We start from the raw sequence: 16,262 nt of genomic DNA on the forward strand, positions 1-16,262 counted from the left end.
TCAATAGGTATGAAGACATTGATGGAAAAAGATATTATTTTCATGAAGACGGATCAGTTAACAAAGCAGGGTTTGAAAAAATCGATGGTAAGCTATACCATTTTGACAATAACGGCGTAGCACAAACGGGCTGGCAAAAAATCGATGGTAAAGACTATTACTTCGATGGATCTGGAGCAGCTAAGATAGGATGGTTCTCAGTTGGTGGTGGGTATCATTTCCCTTATTACGGACACTTTACGTATTATGCTAAACAGGATGGTTCAATTTATACAGATACCAAGGTTGAAATTGACGGAAAAACCTATAAATTTGATAGTCATGGACACAAAGGTTATTAATCATCCCAAAAAAATCTATTTTTTATAAATATGAATCGCTAAATGAGATCCCCACGACCTCCAGATGCTTTCAGCATCTGGAGGATTTTTATTAACTTGATGGCTATGTGGTGGGCCCACATATAGCGGATTTGGATCATGAATTATTATCTAAACAAAAATTAGAACTGCTAAATAGTGACGAAGGATATGTATCAGGGGAGGATGCAAAACGTGAATTCGGACTACAAGTTGATTTACTATAAGTCCGCATTAAAGTTTATTGCAAAGTAAGAGAAAGAGATACAAAAGCAAATTGTCATGATGAGAAAGTAATATACATACAAGCGATTGGAAATCGTGGTGATATCTATAAATGATGACAACATACATTTTTTAAAGGAAGACCTTCTATGTTTGGAAAGTCTTCCTTTTTATGTGCATGAATAGTATCCGCTTTTATTATAGTCTGTTTAAAATGCTTGTTGCGTGATTTGGTTCCATTGCTACGCAAACCCCAACTATTACAACTAGTAGGGGTCTCCATACATGCCCATCAAGCTAAGGTTGGGTCTTCCATGAACTTCCGTTCTTGTTGCCTACATGCTTGATAATTTGTTTATTTGTTTTTAAAAATACGCATACCAAATAAACCTTGATACGGTGTATTTTTAAAGATTATGCAGTTTTCTGCTTTAGATTGGATACAGTTAACTGATAAACGACACCTAAAATATCAAAGACTGTCTTTTTCTCATATCGATGGGATTTCCGTCCGTTTTTCTGTAAGAAGTCAAACAGACGAAGGAAAATTTTTGATACTTCTTGGGTGTCTTTTTGTATAGCTTCATATACTAAGTACAGATGATCTTGAATTATATAAATTGCTTTATATTCACTTAATTCTTTTTGTTTTTTCTGTAGTAACAGCTGTCGCATTTTGAACATAGTGGAAGAACAAAGAAAAATAGCGATTAACTGTCCATAAAGATGACATTCTAGACGCTCTCGCTTAATATTGTGACAATGATTAATACCAAAAAGAGATTTCCATGTTTTAAATACAATCTCTATTTGCCAACGTAGTGAGTAGATATTATGAACCTGTTCCATCGGAACAATTTCCCATGGTATGTTGGTAATATAAACGTTGATTTCTGTTAATCGTTTACTTTTTTCAGAGTATGTAACTCCTTTTTTCTTTTCAACATAGGTTTGCTGTTTCCTACGTTTATGAGTTTGAGTTGATGTCAGTCTGTATATTACAACTCGTGAGGGTAATTTTTGTTGTCCAATATAGGCATTCCGAATTTCATAAGTATCTCCTGGTTTTATCTGATGCATAATATCTTCAAGGTTAAGTAAAACATATAGAGATTGCTTTTTTACTGTCCCATCCCGAAAGAATTCTGGAGAATCATTTTTTACATATACTCTATTATTTAATTTCAACCGTGAAACATAGAATACACCGCGTTGATCCATCTGGTCTAAATCTTTTAGAGAAAAGTATCCTAAATCTCGAATACATAAATCTCCTGGGCTTAAGGTATCTAAACAATCTGTACCAAAGGTTTTATCATTATTTTTACCTGGCTCCATTTGAAAATTGAGGAATTTTCCACTATGTAAATCATACTCTAGCTGAATTTTGATACCAGCTGTTTGTGCACATCCTCCTGAACCAGGATAAATAGGAGCCAAATGATTAGGGGCTTGAAAAATAGTAGCATCTAAAATACGTATACGTTGAAAATAAGAAGTATATTGGTTTTTGATTTGAGACGAATCATTTAGTTGACTTTTGACTAAAAGAGAAAATATACGCTGTAGAAATAAAACAGCGCATCGGTTAAAACGTTGATTAAGTCCTTCTGGACTCATAAGTGTAGCTGTATTTGCATAAAGTTGACTACATAATCGAGTGAGGGAATCACTTGCTACGTGTTGACTAATCCAAATACATAAAGCGGCCAAATCTCGTGCGCCATACTTACTTTTACGTTTTACGAAACCCGTCTCCTGTGCGAGCTGTTGAAGGATGTTTGGAGATAGATATCGCTGTAGTTCTTCAGCGAATAAATGAAACTCATCTTGAATCGATAGAGTCATACAAAACGCCATCCTTTCTGTATATTTCTACAAAAAGAATAGCGTTTTTTTGATTATATGGATACAAATTTATCTTAGTTTGATAGCGATGTGATGGTACCCCTAAAAGATATTAAACAAATTATTAATATACTTACATCGACTATAAGAGAAAATATAGTCATAAAATCATTTAAGGGCATAAACATAACAAAGAGTGAAAACATTGCAGAAACAAGCGGGATAGAAATCTGTAAGATAGTTATCTCTCCATTTTTGTAAAGCTGATAAGACTTAAAAGAGATGATTAATAAAACAAAAGATGTCAGTACTAGTCCTAAATATCCCCAACCATCTTCAATAAACCAAGGTAAAAAGGGCATTCGTGTTGTGAAAACAAATAAATTAAATATTAACATACCAATTATTACGATATTAAAAAAAAAGAAAAGGGTTGCTTTTTTCTTCATTTGAATCACTCTCCAAAATTTGATTTTGTATTTTTACTTTATTTAAGATTTTTGTTATAACATCGATTAGTGATCATTTAATACGTTTTTTCTGTGAATCTATTGTAATGATTTTGTTACTTCTATAAATCTTTTTTCAATTTCATCTAATTCAAATGAACTACATATCCTATGGTTTTCTTTATTTAAAATTCGATAATGTTGAGAAAGAATATTTTGTTGTACTTTATAACCATTTAACTCTCTTATTTGTCTCCACCATAGTTTTCCTCCTAAAGTTTTTGAGGAACTATTATTATAATGTGTAAAAGCAATTGTTTTGATAATCTCGTTAATATCGTCTCCAAAAGTCATCTGGATTATATCGCTATCTTCAAAAAGAGTGACAACACACACTGCACCTGTCCATGTGAGACTACGTCTACCTTTTTCTATTTCTACTAAGGTTTTTTTTGATAAACCGATAACTTCAGACATTTTATCTTGTGATAAATCATTTTCAATACGGATGAGTTTTAATTTTTTATTTACTAATTGAATAAATTCTTGTTTATCCATAATATCTCTCCTTCTCTTGCGGTGTAATTTTACACTTTTTTTTGTGATATGTATTTTTAAAAATATAAGTAGAAAACCCTTATAAAATTGGTATAAAACTAGTAGAAAAATAGTATAAAATCCGTATAACAGTTATACTCATCGCACTCACACTTAAAAACAAGGGGGAAAATAAAACAACAATAACCTTTGTATCTATGGTTTTATTTTTTAATTAGAATTTTTCCCAAAAGATATTAAACAAATTATTAATATACTTACATTGACTATAAGAGAAAATATAGTCATAAAATCACTTAAGGTTAACATAACGAAGAATGAAAACATTGCAGAAACAAGCGGGATAGAAGTCTGTAAAATAGTTCTCTCTCCATTTTTGTGAAGCTGATAAGATTTAAAAAAGGTGATTAATAAAACAAAAGATGTCAGTAATAGACCTAAAGTTCCCCAACCATCTTCAATAAACCAAGGTAAAAAGCGTATTGATGATGTGAAAATAAATAAATTTAATATTAACATACCAATTATTACGTTATTTATAAAAAGATAATGGTTGCTTTTTTTCTTCATTTGAATCACTCTCCAAATTTTTATTTACTAATTGAATAAATTCTTGTTTATCCATAATATCTCTTCTTCTCTTATGGTGTAATTTTACACTATAAGAGAAGTTTTGTCTATATAAGTGTAATTTCACACTTTTGTTTTGTGATATGTATTTTTAAAGGTTCTGGTGCAAATATATGAAGAATAACACGGAGAATAGTAGACTCCTAACGGAATCGTATTTTATACTATAGGTCCAAACACTTGGTGGATGAACTCTTTTTGATTTTGGACAGACTGGTTGGTCTTACCCCAGGCCCATCAAGCTAAGACTTTGAGACACCCCCATAACGAAAACTTTACCTTTTTACAGTTATTTATGAGAATTCGGCTCATTTTTTTCGTTTTGGGGAACAATTAATTTCTTAAGTTGATGGCGATGGGGTCACCATACATGCCCATCAAGCTAAAAATTTATAGTACCCCTAGAACGAAATTTTGTACTAACTTGGGATACGGCAACGATTCTGGGTATGAGGGGCCACTCTGTAAAAATATTCAAATAAATACAATAAAAACCGTAGAAATTAATTATTTCTACGGTTTTATGTTTACCTAAGTTTATTTAATCATTTCACAACAATATAGAATTCATCCGCCATTTCTTCTTGAGCATCTTGAAATGTTTCTAAAATCAAATCTGCTTCTTGTCCTAACATATTCTGGCTTTCTTTGAAAAATTCCCATTCTATTGTTAAAGGAAGAGTAACCCATGCAGTTAAGCAATCCCACAACGCATTAGCATTTTCACCATAGTAATCTGGAAGATCTAATTTGTTCTTTAATGTTTTATGCAGTGCATCTTTACTTGTAAACATCCGTCCATCTAAATATATTTTTTCCATAACTAAATTCCTTTCTACTTTATTTCAGTAAACGTTTTGTAATGATCTGAAGTCTTATACAGGTTATTTTTGCCCAAATCCCCGAAAAGGGGGAATTAGCTAAATTTATGCACTACGTCAAAAAGTACACTTTATGACATAGCTAAAAATCTAGAATTTTTCATTTCAAAAATACAACTTATGCTTATTTGAAATATGTCAATTAAAATGTATATGTTTTGACATGTAGATTATTAAAAGTAGTTAAAACCCTTTATTTATAAGCGGTTTGTTTATAGTTCGCTTGCTATTCCCCCATTTCGAGGGGATGGACAAAGATATCCAATAACGATTTTGTTTCAACTTTATAAAACTCATTTTCACTAAAATCGTTTCAAAGTTTCCATTGAACATATATAATACTTTCAAACGATTTAAATTCTACAATCAGTAATGGAGGCCTTTTTAATGGGAAACATCCCAAAAGTAGTATCAGAACAATCGAACCCCAAAATACCATCACAGCAAGTGAACCCTAATACGTACCAAGTTAATAATAAAAAAATAAGACGCCGTGTTATAGCTGCTTTAGCTTTTATATTACCTGTGATTTTTGGTGTACAATACTCCCTTAATAAGCAACAAGATAGTATTAAAGAAAAACAAATCATGATGGGTAAGGCAAAGCAAGAATTATCTTCTTTAAAAAAAGATGGGCAACACATTGAGAAAGACTTCAAAATGTTAACTGGTAGCGAAGAAGATATTTTAAAGTTCGCAAGGAAACTGTATCAATTTTCCGATCCGAATGAAACTATATTTGTAACAACTGAATAAAGTAAGAAACCATATTCAGCACCTCGCGGTAATTCCTAATTGGGGTCACCATACATGCCCATCAACTTAAGAATGGAAACACACTGAACTTTCGTTCATACAACCAAAAAACTCTTAAAATATTTTGTATCTTTAAAAATGAGCATAACAAATAAACCTAGATAGGTATCGTTTTTAAAAATTATGCAGCTTTCTTTTGTTTTCTCAATCCATTATATTCATAGACAACACCCAAAATATCAAAGACTGTTTTCTTTTCGTATCGATGAGATTTCCGCCCATTCTTCTGGAGCAAGTGGAACAGGCGGATTAAAATCTTTGTTATTTCTTGGGTGTTTTGTTGTATGGCTTGATACAAAGTCGATAAATGATCTTGAATCATTCCAATTGCTTTATATTCACTTAATTCTCGTTTCTTTTTTTGTAATATTAACTGGCGCATCTTAAACATAGTAGAAGAACATAAAAAAATGGCAATGAGTTTTCCATAAACATGGCATTCTAATCGCTCTTGTTTAATATTTTGCCAATGATGAATTTGAAATAGGGATTTCCATGTTTTAAATACAATCTCTATTTGCCAGCGGAGAGAGTAAAAATCGTGGGTTTGTTCCATCGGAACGATTTCCCAGGGTGTGTTGGTAACATATAGATTCATGCCAGCTAATCGTTTGCTTTTTTCCGAATATATAATGCCCTTTTTACTTTCCGTATACACTTGCTTTTTCATACGTTCACGAAGTTGTTTTTCAGTTAATCGATACATAGTCACTCGAGTGAATAGCTTTTTATCCTTTCCAATATAAGCTTCTTTTATTTCATAGGACTGTCCTGGTTTTAAGGTATCCATAATGCGCTCTAAATCAACTTGGATGTACTGAGATTGTTTTTTTATGGTCCCATTTCGAAAGTATTCAGGAAATTCATTTTTGATATACACCCTATTGTTTAATTTGAGCCGTGATATATAATACACGCCACGTTGGTCCATTTGATCTAAATCATCCAGTGAATAATAGCCTAAATCCCGAATACATAGATCACCAGGACGTAATGTTGCTAAACACTCTGTTCCAAAGGTTTTATCATTATTTTTCCCTGGTTCTACTTGGAAATTTAAAAACTGACCACTATGTAAATCATATTCTAATTGGATTTTTATACCCGCTGTTTGAGCACAACCACCTGATCCAGGATACACACTAGCTAAATGCTTTGGCACCTGAAAAATCGTTGCATCTAAAATACGAATTCGTTGAAAATAGGCGATTGAAGAACTAGGAATCACTGATGTTTCACAAATTTTACTTTTTAATAACGAAGAGAAAATATGTTTTAAAAAGCAAACAGCTTTTTTATTGAAACGCTTATTAAGTCCTTCTGGACTCATAAGTGTTCCTGTAACGGCATGAAGTTGACTACATAGTCGCACTAAAGAATCACTAGCTACCCGTTGACTAACCCAAACACAGATAGTAGCTAAATCATGCCCTGAAAACTTACGTTTTCGTTGTACAAAACCTAGTTCTTTAGCGATATTTTCGAGAAATGAAGGAGTAAGATATTCATATAATTCTTCAGCAAATAGTTGTAATTCATCCGATACAGAAATAGACATACAAAAACGCCATCCTCTCGTTTTGAATTTATACCGAAAGAATAGCGTATTTTTCACTTTTAAATAGTCTATTAAGAGTTGTTTCTTGAAACGAAGATATGACTTATTTGGTAAACGATAGGATATAAGAAAACCAGAAAAATCAAAGGTTTATTATGCATATGGTTAAAATTCCATGTTCCTTCTGATAAAAACAAAGTACCTAAGGTTAATACATACATTACAAAACAACAAATTGATAAGCTTTTCTGTCTGATATGTAAAAACATTTCATCAATAAAATGCTCGCTCTCTTTTTTCCCTTTAAAAATTCGCTTCATAAATAAAGATTGCAAAATGATTGTTGCTACAAATAACGAAGTTATAGAGACTTGTTGCTTCTCATACCATTCAAAAGCAAGTAAACCCATAATCACAATGTATAAACAAGTAAATAAGATATTAATTCCATTTTTCATTTGTTTCTTCTCCTTATCTAGCTTTTATAAATAAATAATTGATCAACCGTTACACCAAGGGATTTAGCTAAATTAAAAGCAAGTTCCAATGTAGGATCATATTTGTTATTCTCAATCGCATTAATCGTTTGCCTTGAAACACGACATAATTTAGCTAAATCATCTTGGGAAAGCTTTTTCTCTTTACGCAAAATACGAATTATGTTTTCCATTTTTATGAACATCACCTCTATTTTTGTCAAAAACTTTTTACATTTTCAGTTTATATAATTATGTTCCGGATGTCAAAAACTTTTTACACTTTTTTTTAAAACCACTAATATTTTTGAGAGTTAAAAAAAACGATAATCCTTCTACATCTTGAATAGAAAGAATACCGTTTTTTCGTTTTGGGGGTGTTATAAAATGCTTAAGTTGATGGGCATGGGGCGGTACCCCTAATAGTCATTCCTGTTTGTTTTTTTGGCAAGACCCCATTTAGTAGTTGTTTTATAAATTTATTGTTAAGATAAGTAAAAAGGATTAAAGAGGAGAATGGGAAATGGATTTTAAAAATGTAAATGATTTAGAGAATTTTTTTATTGAACAAGATATTTTTGCAATGGAGGCTCTCAAGCTAGAAGGTGATATTACAGAAGTTTTATTGGTTGGTGAGAATAGATTTGAAAAAATGCTTCAATTTATTAAACGAAATGAAATAAAAACGGTATTATATCAATCTTATATTGTAAATGAAGAAGATTATTTTATTTCTAATGATATGATTGAAGATCTGATGGACGAAGATACAATAGAATTTTTGAAAGAAAATGGGTATATGGAAAACTTATGGTCTGTTATTAGCCAACATAATAAACAAGTTAAAAAACATTTGGGTTTATTAGATTCTTACATAATAGAGGTTATTAATGAAGGGGTTTTATATAGAGTGGGAACGACTAATTTTGGTATTGATACCCCTGAGGTTGTAATAGAAGATTTTCTTAGTAACTATGAATCTGATATGGAAGAACATCAAAATGAACTTCGACACCATAATTTTAAAGAGAGAATGAATTTACGTAGAGAACAAGAACGAAAAACAAAAGAAGCGCTTGAAAATTTAATTACGGAGAATATAGATCAGCTAAAATCTTTACCTAATAAACCTTCAAGAATTGAATATATGACAAGGATTGCTGAGGAAAAAGGGATAAGTGTTTATAAAAAAGATATCACAATGTCATTAGATATTCTTCTTAGTAAAAAATAAATATAATCATTGTAGGGGTTCAGCCGAGATACATGTAATTTTGGGTCATAGGCTGTATTTTATTTCCATTATCTGATTATCGTGTAACAAAAAGGTATTTTAATAATAATGTTTACGGATTATTATTGATACAGTATTTTGTTACAGCTAGTTCAACGGTTAGGATATTTCTTATTTCCAAATACAAAACGTAACAAAAACGAACGTTTATGTTACAAATATCACCGATAAACAGCGTTTGGTAAAAAATGTATTACTATGACCTAGTTTTACACGTATCTCGGCTGAACCCCAAATAGAAATCTATTGAAAATTAGGAAGTGTATGAGTTATAAGGAATTAGTTTTTTAATAAAAAAGGAGCAGGTAAAGCCATGAATCTTAACAAAGATTTAACATTGGATTGCGTATACTAAAAAGCGAGGTGATTTTAAAAATGAGAATTCTCATTGTGGAAGATGAACTTGATTTACAGCAATCCATCAAAGAGGGGCTTGAAATAGATGGCTATGTGGTGGACACCTGTGATAACGGCGAAGATGCGTATGAACTTTTATATATAGAAAATTATGATTTGGTTGTTCTGGATCTTAATCTACCTAAAATGGATGGGTTGGAGGTCCTAGAAAAAATAAGAGATGAAAAGCCAGAACTAAAGGTACTGATATTAAGTGCAAGAAATAGTGTGAACGATAAAGTAAAAGGTTTGGACTTTGGAGCAAATGATTATCTTGCAAAACCTTTTGATTTTGCAGAATTGGAAGCGAGAATTCGAGGATTGTTAAGGAGGAGATTTATCCAGGAAAGCAGTTTTGTTTCCTGTGGAGATATCAACATAGATTTATCAAAGCGCATTGCTTTTGTATGTAATGAGAAACTTTCCCTTACAAAAAAAGAATTTGCTTTACTTGAGTATTTTTTACTCAATAAAGACAGAGTCATAAGCCAAGAAGAAATGATTGAACATATTTGGGATCAAAATGCAGATAGCTTTAGCGGTGCTATTCGTGTCCACATTGCAACATTAAGGAAAAAGTTGAAAGCAATTCTAAATTATGATCCGATTGAAACAAGAATTGGCCAAGGGTATTTTATTACTCAAAAAGGTGATAAAAACGATGATTAAAAAACTATCGCTCCGTTGGCGACTCACTTTAATTATTTCTGTACTTTTGGCAGTATGCTGTATTGGACTTACATTTATTCTCAATTTTTCTGCCAACATAATGGCAGAAACCATTGAGGCTACTCAAACGACACCTGCTAAACCCATTGGCGAGGAAGAAACTATTGTTGAGGAGGGAAGCGTTGGTGCAGAAGGAATCAACAGATACCCACCATTGGATATGAACCAAGATGTAAATTACGCAAAAGTAAATTTCCGTATGGAAAGTATCCTATATGCAATGATTATCATTTTGGCTGGTGGAGGTTTAACATATTATTTATCTGGAAAGGCTTTAAAACCACTTAAGCATCTAAACGAACAAGTCAAAAGCATCAATGCCCATAATCTTTCCAGGGCATTGGACGTACCACCTACTAAAGATGAAATAGCGGAACTTACAGGGTCCTTTAATACTATGACTGATCAGCTAAACGCTGCTTTTGAAATGCAACAACGGTTTTCAGCAAGTGCAGCACATGAGCTTAGAACTCCCCTTACGGTTTTGCAAACAAAGGTGGATGTGTTTAAAAAGAAAAATGTACACACAAGGGCGGAGTATCACACACTTATTACGGTTATTGAAAAACAGACAAGCAGATTAAGAGGTTTGGTAGGTAATCTTTTAGATATGAGCAATATGGATGAAATAATCCAACAGAATAATATTACTACGGAAGACTTATTTGAAGATATTATCTTCGAGCTTTCTGGTATTGCTAAAGAAAAGAATGTCCAATTGTCTTTGAATGGTGATAACAGCGTTATTCATGGGAATATAGATTTACTTTACCGTGCGTTTTATAACCTTGTTGAAAACGGTATAAAATATAATGTGAATGGTGGAAGCGTCACTATTGGAGTATCTGGTAGATCTGCTGAAAAGATTTTAATCACTGTAAAGGATACAGGTATAGGCATTTCTGAAATCGATAAGAAAAATATTTTTGAACCATTTTATCGTGTTGATAAATCTCGTTCCCGTGAAATGGGCGGAGCAGGATTGGGGCTTTCGATTGTAGAAACCATCGTTAAAAAGCATAAAGGCACTATTACTGTAAGTGACAACGAAACAGGTGGTACTTGCTTTACGGTAACGCTAAATAAAATGAAATCAAGCAAAATGTAAATACAGAGCTTTGAATAGAGGATGAACCTCATATTTTAAAGCTCTGTATTTTTTTGTGCATATTTGCATTTTCTTAACAGGGATTTAACATCGGTTGCTGTAAAATGACACTATCCAATCAAGTGGGAAGTTTCGTTGTACAGTTAATTAAAATAGTATCAAGAAGTTTTATCACTTGTGAAGAAATAAATTGATGGAGGATAAAGTTAATGTTTGAAATAAAAAATGTATCGAAGCAGTATAAAAGTGAATTCGCTTTATACAACGTCTCAATGAATATCAACAAAGGACTGAACTTTATTGTTGGTTCTTCGGGCAGTGGTAAAACCACACTTCTTAAAATCATGAGTGGTATGGAACAAGACTTTGATGGAGAGGTACTGTATTGCGGTAAAAATATCAAAGATTTATCTGCCAATGAAAAAAGTTATTTTTACAATAACATATTTGGCTTTGTATGGCAGGATTTTAACTTAATTGAGGATGCTACGGTTTTAGACAATGTACTGTTGTCAGAGTATCTAAAAGGTGAAAAAAATATAGAAAGTGCTGAAAAAATCCTTAAAGATCTAAAGATTTTTAACTTAGCACACACAAAGGTGAAAAAACTTTCAGGTGGTCAAAAACAGCGTGTTGCCATTGCACGAGAACTTATGAAAAATCCAAAAGTCATTATTGCTGACGAACCGACAAGTGCTTTAGACGGAAAAAACGCAAAAATAACAATGGATATTTTAAGAGCTATTTCTAAAAATCGAACAGTTATTGTTGTAACCCATGATACATCTTTAATTTCTGAAGAGGATCATATATTTGAACTGGATAAGGGCAAGCTTATTTCAAAGTCAGAAATTCCATTTGCAAAAACGCCTACACTTACAATGAAAAATCGTCCTAAGTTATCGCTGGGAAATTCTTTGTCACTTGCAAAATCTAATATAAAAAGTAAATTTGGGCGTTTTGCGGTAGCAACTCTCTCTCTTATGGTTGCGGCGATCCTATTGCTTACAATAGTGAATGGTGCAATTAACAACAGCAGTCAGGCAGAGTATGATAAATTATTGGATACTTATGATAAAGGAATATTGAACATTACCGTAGTTGATAATTTTACAAGTGCAAGCGGTACAGAGGGAAATAACGATGAGGGACCAAAGGCAGATGTAACACAGAACATAGGTGGATTATATGAACAATTTGTAAATGATAAGCGAGTTGGATTTGGAGTGCTTATACCAGACAATATTAAGAATATAAATGTCAATGTTGATGGAAAAGAATACAAAGTTGAAAGTACTGGTAGCGTACCTCACATTAACAAACTTTTATCGGGTAAAATGCCTATGGGAAACAGTAATGAGGTTGTTGTTCCTGAAAGCTTTGTGAAAAAATTAGGTATCGATAATGAACAAGCAATTGGAAAAGAGATCACCTTCAATAGTTCCATGTATAATCTGGAAGGTGGTGAACCTTTATTAAAAGACGTTTCAATAAAGGCAAAGATCGTTGGTGTAATTGATGCAAATTTAGTATATGAATATGAAGGAAAGACGATGGAACAATACATTGATGATGCTTTCTTTTTTAGTAAAACTGCACTCGGTGAAATGAGAAAACAAGCGGAAATCCGTTCTGAAAAGATGGGTTTTATCATTCGTGCAAAAACTCCAGCAGATATGATTTCTATTAAAGATGAGTTAAATTCAAAAGGTATCGTTCCTATTGGCGATTTTGAACGAGTTGAGGACATTGTAAGACTTAATGCACAAACGACCGAACAAACTGAATCTGTAAGCCTTAGTATTACTCTTTTATCAGGTGTGATGGTAATGGCGATCTTTCTTATTACAGGCATTATGAGAAAAAGAGAATATGCCATTTATAAGATCAGCGGTTATAATAACAAGCATTTAAGCTTACTCATTTTCAGTGAAACAGTCATTGCAATGGCTACGGCAATTCTTTTCTTGCTTGTTACCTCTCCACTTATCAATTTGGTAACCAAAGCCCAGTTTAGTGTTGATATTTTAAATGCAAAAATGCTGTTCACAGGTGTACTTTTGTTAGTGGGAGTTGCAGTTGTGGCATTTGGAGTAACTATCTCTACTTTTGTTAAAGTCAATGTATCCACAGCGCTTAGGACTGGTGATCGATAATGATACAGATAAAAAATCTTACAAAAAAGTATGATGAAACACTTATTTTTGACAATATGAGTTTTGATTTTCCAAGCAAAGGACTCATATGCCTTGTAGGTGCTTCAGGTAGCGGTAAAAGTACGCTTCTTAATATGCTTGCTGGCTTTGACAGCACCTATGACGGTGAAATATCCGTAGGTGATACATCAATTAGTAGAATGAAAGTAGATGAGCTTTGTGCATATCGAAGAGACAATATCGGCTTTGTTTTTCAAAATTATCATCTTTTAAGTGGACATACCGTGCTTGAAAATATCTTGCTTTCCTCAGAGTTACATCCTGTGGGGAAAGCAGAATACATCAATAATGCTGAGAAACTTTTAAATCAACTTGGATTGTCATCAAAGGCAAATGAAAATATAGAAAATCTTTCAGGTGGTCAAAAGCAAAGAGTTGCCATCGCAAGAGCGTTAATTAGTAATCCATCAATTATCTTGGCAGATGAACCAACTGGAGCGTTAGACCGTAGCAATTCAACGGAAATAATGAAGATTTTGAAAGAAATATCAAAAGACTGTTTAGTTATAGTTATCACACACGATCAAAAAATCTGTGACTTCGCTGATGAGGTAATGTCTATCGAAAATGGTAGAATTGTTGCTGCTAATAAAGTGGTTAAAGGCACTGAAAAAAGCGAACATAAGGTTACATTTAATCCGACTGTAAGAGTTTCTGCTTTTAAAAGAGGACTTAAAAATTTCAAAGTACATTTCATGCGATACATGTTGGTCAGTTTAGCCATTTCTATCGGCATTCTTGCCTTTATGTTGTCCTTATCTTCAGGGAATATTTTGGAACAGTCTATTGCTGATTTCAAAGAAAAAAACACCGCCTTTAACAATGGCTACATCAAAGGGGAAGATGACGGAACAGTTTTTCAACTATTAAAATCTGATCAGCGTATCGAAAATGTTTATTATCAATACAAAATTGATAATGTGTCTTTAAGCATAGAAGATAAATCTGAAACAATGATTGAGAAATATCCAACGCCAAAGGCTACCGAAAGCATGTCTTATGGCACTATGCCAAAAAGAGGGGCTAATGAAATATCCCTTACGCCAAGCCTTGCGAAAAAATTCAATAATAATTTCAAAGGTTTAATTGGTCAAAAACTCACATTAAAGTATGAAGGAAAAGAGTACAAGTTGAAGATAAGCGGTATCTTTAATGCTGGCTATGATGATTTCATTGTAAGCAGTGATGTTGAACAGAAGTTTTATAAGAATATTAAGGATAAAAAATGTTATTCAATTAGTTATGATGTGACAAGTTTTGATGATATTGTTTCTGTGAGTGAAATGCTGAAGGCAAAAGATATAGACAGTAAAAATGTTTCAAGCGAAATTGCAGCCTTACAAAATACCTTTAACAGCCTTAGCCGTCTGTTCCTAGTAGTATCTATTTTGATTTTAGCAATTGGTCTCTTTATCAGTGTTATTCTGCTTGTTAAATTACAAAATTCGAGATATAGGGAATTAGGATTGTTATCTGCACTAGGTTTTAGTAAAGGTACAATACGAAGAATGATTATTTGTGAGAATATATTGTTGTCGGGATTGGCGTCTGTTTTTAATGCTGTCCTAATTGGTTGCATCTATGTAGCAAGTATTGCTTTTGATTTAAATTTAGTCATCACGATACTTCAAATGTTTCTCTCTATTCTTGCGACAGCAATTATTGTCATCGTAATCAGCATAATAGCAAGTCATAAGCTTATTCATACTGAGCCAGCTGTTGCGCTAAGAAAGTAAATACCGCAATAGTAACATGGTTACCTCCCCAATAAAAATTAAAGATATTCAAACTAGCGAAGAAAAAATTGAATACTATTCATTCACAAATTAAAAAATGAAGTTGCTTCGGCAATTCTTTATTTTTCACAAGAAGTTTGTCAAGTGTTACACTTTTGTGAATAAATGTACTTAAATTAACGGGTGTGTTAGCTTAGGATTGGAACTGACCTATGTCAGTTCCTTTTTTATTGGTGGAACCTTCGAGATTAGATCACGGTAGAGTGGATTTAACAAGTATTTAATGAAGGTGGAAAGGTAATAGGGTGTTTTTGCCCATCCCCTCGAAAAGGGGGAATAAGGGGTTCAGCCGAGATATATACGTTATCTTAACCAAGAAAATTAAAATATGAATTTAAAAGGGCCCTTACGTTGCATACATATACGCAACGTAAGGGCGAATTATTTTTGGTTTGAAATAAAGCTTGATTAAAAATAACTTAAGGATCTGTGTAGCCAGTTTCCTTAACGTACAGAAAATTGGCTTGTTGGTTCATTACTCATTAAAAATGTTTGTAAAGCTTCTAGAGGTTAAATCAACTTGCTTTTTATTTGCTAGAATACCATTTAGCTAACCACTCATTCCATTTATCTTTTTGAATAGTAATGGCAAATATAGTGTTTTTATCAGGCTTGTCAGTAAGACATACGGATGTATCATGAACAGATAAATATTGTCCGTGGTTATTTTTTAAAGAGAAGCTTTCAAATCCATAATTAACAAGTGTCCATACTTGTCCATAAGCGCGAAATCCTGTAACGCCCACCTCATCATTTGCAGATGTAAGATAGGTTGCATTTGCTTCTATGTACACCTTGTTAGATCCTTTTTCAATTGGAATAATTGTAAATGTGCTCCTATCTTCTGGGATCCAATTAGATGAAGCAGAAATATTCGGACCACTCTCCCATGTCCGCAAGACGTTATCCTAGCTTCTAATTTT

Annotated in this window: 15 protein-coding genes and 2 pseudogenes; 8 read left to right on the plus strand and 9 right to left on the minus strand. The window is 32.7% G+C overall.

Annotation, left to right across the window (positions count from 1 at the left end; translation table 11 throughout):
* Positions 1-341: pseudogene (locus B5P40_RS31200) on the plus strand (cell wall-binding protein); the annotation flags it as partial.
* Positions 342-451: 110 nt separating this feature from the next.
* Positions 452-586, plus strand: a complete 135-nt coding sequence (locus tag B5P40_RS33920; RefSeq protein ID WP_258402214.1) for a hypothetical protein — start codon at positions 452-454, stop codon at positions 584-586.
* A gap of 412 nt (positions 587-998) precedes the next feature.
* Here the strand turns inward: B5P40_RS33920 and B5P40_RS31205 are convergent, their stop codons facing one another.
* The 5 genes from B5P40_RS31205 to B5P40_RS31225 form a co-directional block, all read right to left on the minus strand.
* Positions 999-2,432 (minus strand): IS4 family transposase, encoded by a 1,434-nt coding sequence (locus B5P40_RS31205; protein ID WP_002192056.1) that lies wholly within the window; start codon positions 2,430-2,432, stop codon positions 999-1,001.
* Positions 2,433-2,506: 74 nt separating this feature from the next.
* The gene (locus B5P40_RS31210) at positions 2,507-2,881 is read right to left on the minus strand and encodes a hypothetical protein (RefSeq protein ID WP_002192057.1); all 375 of its coding nucleotides are present in this window, start codon (positions 2,879-2,881) and stop codon (positions 2,507-2,509) included.
* Between the two features lie 99 nt (positions 2,882-2,980).
* Positions 2,981-3,439 (minus strand): helix-turn-helix transcriptional regulator, encoded by a 459-nt coding sequence (locus B5P40_RS31215; RefSeq protein ID WP_002192059.1) that lies wholly within the window; start codon positions 3,437-3,439, stop codon positions 2,981-2,983.
* Between the two features lie 210 nt (positions 3,440-3,649).
* Positions 3,650-4,009, minus strand: coding sequence for a hypothetical protein (locus B5P40_RS31220; protein ID WP_002144463.1), 360 nt, complete (start codon positions 4,007-4,009; stop codon positions 3,650-3,652).
* Positions 4,010-4,614: 605 nt separating this feature from the next.
* The gene (locus B5P40_RS31225; protein ID WP_002187942.1) at positions 4,615-4,890 is read right to left on the minus strand and encodes a barstar family protein; all 276 of its coding nucleotides are present in this window, start codon (positions 4,888-4,890) and stop codon (positions 4,615-4,617) included.
* 447 nt (positions 4,891-5,337) lie between these two features.
* On the opposite strand from B5P40_RS31225, the gene B5P40_RS31230 reads away from it, so the two are divergent.
* Positions 5,338-5,706, plus strand: coding sequence for an FtsB family cell division protein (locus B5P40_RS31230; RefSeq protein ID WP_002192060.1), 369 nt, complete (start codon positions 5,338-5,340; stop codon positions 5,704-5,706).
* 181 nt (positions 5,707-5,887) lie between these two features.
* Here B5P40_RS31230 and B5P40_RS31235 read toward each other — a convergent pair whose 3' ends face one another.
* The 3 genes from B5P40_RS31235 to B5P40_RS31245 form a co-directional block, all read right to left on the minus strand.
* On the minus strand, positions 5,888-7,324 hold the full coding sequence (locus tag B5P40_RS31235) for an IS4 family transposase (RefSeq protein WP_098781082.1): 1,437 nt from the start codon (positions 7,322-7,324) through the stop codon (positions 5,888-5,890).
* Between the two features lie 71 nt (positions 7,325-7,395).
* On the minus strand, positions 7,396-7,782 hold the full coding sequence (locus tag B5P40_RS31240; protein ID WP_113710482.1) for a hypothetical protein: 387 nt from the start codon (positions 7,780-7,782) through the stop codon (positions 7,396-7,398).
* 17 nt (positions 7,783-7,799) lie between these two features.
* Entirely contained in the window at positions 7,800-7,994 is a 195-nt protein-coding gene (locus tag B5P40_RS31245) for a helix-turn-helix transcriptional regulator (RefSeq protein WP_098453078.1), read from the minus strand.
* A gap of 329 nt (positions 7,995-8,323) precedes the next feature.
* On the opposite strand from B5P40_RS31245, the gene B5P40_RS31250 reads away from it, so the two are divergent.
* The 5 genes from B5P40_RS31250 to B5P40_RS31270 all read left to right on the plus strand — a co-directional run bounded on the left by B5P40_RS31250 (position 8,324) and on the right by B5P40_RS31270 (position 15,279).
* Entirely contained in the window at positions 8,324-9,034 is a 711-nt protein-coding gene (locus B5P40_RS31250; RefSeq protein ID WP_113710484.1) for a hypothetical protein, read from the plus strand.
* 435 nt (positions 9,035-9,469) lie between these two features.
* Positions 9,470-10,159 (plus strand): response regulator transcription factor, encoded by a 690-nt coding sequence (locus B5P40_RS31255; protein ID WP_002193631.1) that lies wholly within the window; start codon positions 9,470-9,472, stop codon positions 10,157-10,159.
* Positions 10,152-11,327, plus strand: a complete 1,176-nt coding sequence (locus tag B5P40_RS31260) for a sensor histidine kinase (RefSeq protein ID WP_181462977.1) — start codon at positions 10,152-10,154, stop codon at positions 11,325-11,327. The genes B5P40_RS31255 and B5P40_RS31260 overlap by 8 nt, the downstream gene beginning before the upstream one ends.
* Before the next feature lie 209 nt (positions 11,328-11,536).
* Positions 11,537-13,483 carry an ABC transporter ATP-binding protein gene (locus tag B5P40_RS31265; RefSeq protein WP_113710485.1) on the plus strand — a complete coding sequence of 649 codons (1,947 nt, stop codon included), beginning with the start codon at positions 11,537-11,539 and terminating at the stop codon, positions 13,481-13,483.
* Positions 13,483-15,279, plus strand: coding sequence for an ABC transporter ATP-binding protein/permease (locus tag B5P40_RS31270; RefSeq protein WP_113710486.1), 1,797 nt, complete (start codon positions 13,483-13,485; stop codon positions 15,277-15,279). The genes B5P40_RS31265 and B5P40_RS31270 overlap by 1 nt, the downstream gene beginning before the upstream one ends.
* Before the next feature lie 587 nt (positions 15,280-15,866).
* On the opposite strand, the pseudogene B5P40_RS31275 reads toward B5P40_RS31270, so the two are convergent.
* Positions 15,867-16,247, minus strand: a pseudogene (locus B5P40_RS31275) (hypothetical protein); the annotation flags it as partial.
* Between the last annotated feature and the right edge of the window lie 15 nt (positions 16,248-16,262).

Source organism: Bacillus sp. SRB_8 (genome assembly GCF_003264205.1).
In the GTDB taxonomy this organism is placed as follows: domain Bacteria; phylum Bacillota; class Bacilli; order Bacillales; family Bacillaceae_G; genus Bacillus_A; species Bacillus_A mycoides.

What these genes read in the sequence shown, in the direction of transcription:
- B5P40_RS31215 (WP_002192059.1), bottom strand. Translation starts at nt 3,439, where the DNA reads ATGGATAAACAAGAATTTATTCAATTAGTAAATAAAAAATTAAAACTC.
- B5P40_RS31210 (WP_002192057.1), bottom strand. Translation starts at nt 2,881, where the DNA reads ATGAAGAAAAAAGCAACCCTTTTCTTTTTTTTTAATATCGTAATAATT.
- B5P40_RS31245 (WP_098453078.1), bottom strand. Translation starts at nt 7,994, where the DNA reads ATGGAAAACATAATTCGTATTTTGCGTAAAGAGAAAAAGCTTTCCCAA.
- B5P40_RS31250 (WP_113710484.1), top strand. Translation starts at nt 8,324, where the DNA reads ATGGATTTTAAAAATGTAAATGATTTAGAGAATTTTTTTATTGAACAA.
- B5P40_RS31235 (WP_098781082.1), bottom strand. Translation starts at nt 7,324, where the DNA reads ATGTCTATTTCTGTATCGGATGAATTACAACTATTTGCTGAAGAATTA.
- B5P40_RS31260 (WP_181462977.1), top strand. Translation starts at nt 10,152, where the DNA reads ATGATTAAAAAACTATCGCTCCGTTGGCGACTCACTTTAATTATTTCT.
- B5P40_RS31240 (WP_113710482.1), bottom strand. Translation starts at nt 7,782, where the DNA reads ATGAAAAATGGAATTAATATCTTATTTACTTGTTTATACATTGTGATT.
- B5P40_RS31255 (WP_002193631.1), top strand. Translation starts at nt 9,470, where the DNA reads ATGAGAATTCTCATTGTGGAAGATGAACTTGATTTACAGCAATCCATC.
- B5P40_RS31225 (WP_002187942.1), bottom strand. Translation starts at nt 4,890, where the DNA reads ATGGAAAAAATATATTTAGATGGACGGATGTTTACAAGTAAAGATGCA.
- B5P40_RS31270 (WP_113710486.1), top strand. Translation starts at nt 13,483, where the DNA reads ATGATACAGATAAAAAATCTTACAAAAAAGTATGATGAAACACTTATT.
- B5P40_RS31265 (WP_113710485.1), top strand. Translation starts at nt 11,537, where the DNA reads ATGTTTGAAATAAAAAATGTATCGAAGCAGTATAAAAGTGAATTCGCT.
- B5P40_RS31205 (WP_002192056.1), bottom strand. Translation starts at nt 2,432, where the DNA reads ATGACTCTATCGATTCAAGATGAGTTTCATTTATTCGCTGAAGAACTA.
- B5P40_RS31230 (WP_002192060.1), top strand. Translation starts at nt 5,338, where the DNA reads ATGGGAAACATCCCAAAAGTAGTATCAGAACAATCGAACCCCAAAATA.
- B5P40_RS31220 (WP_002144463.1), bottom strand. Translation starts at nt 4,009, where the DNA reads ATGAAGAAAAAAAGCAACCATTATCTTTTTATAAATAACGTAATAATT.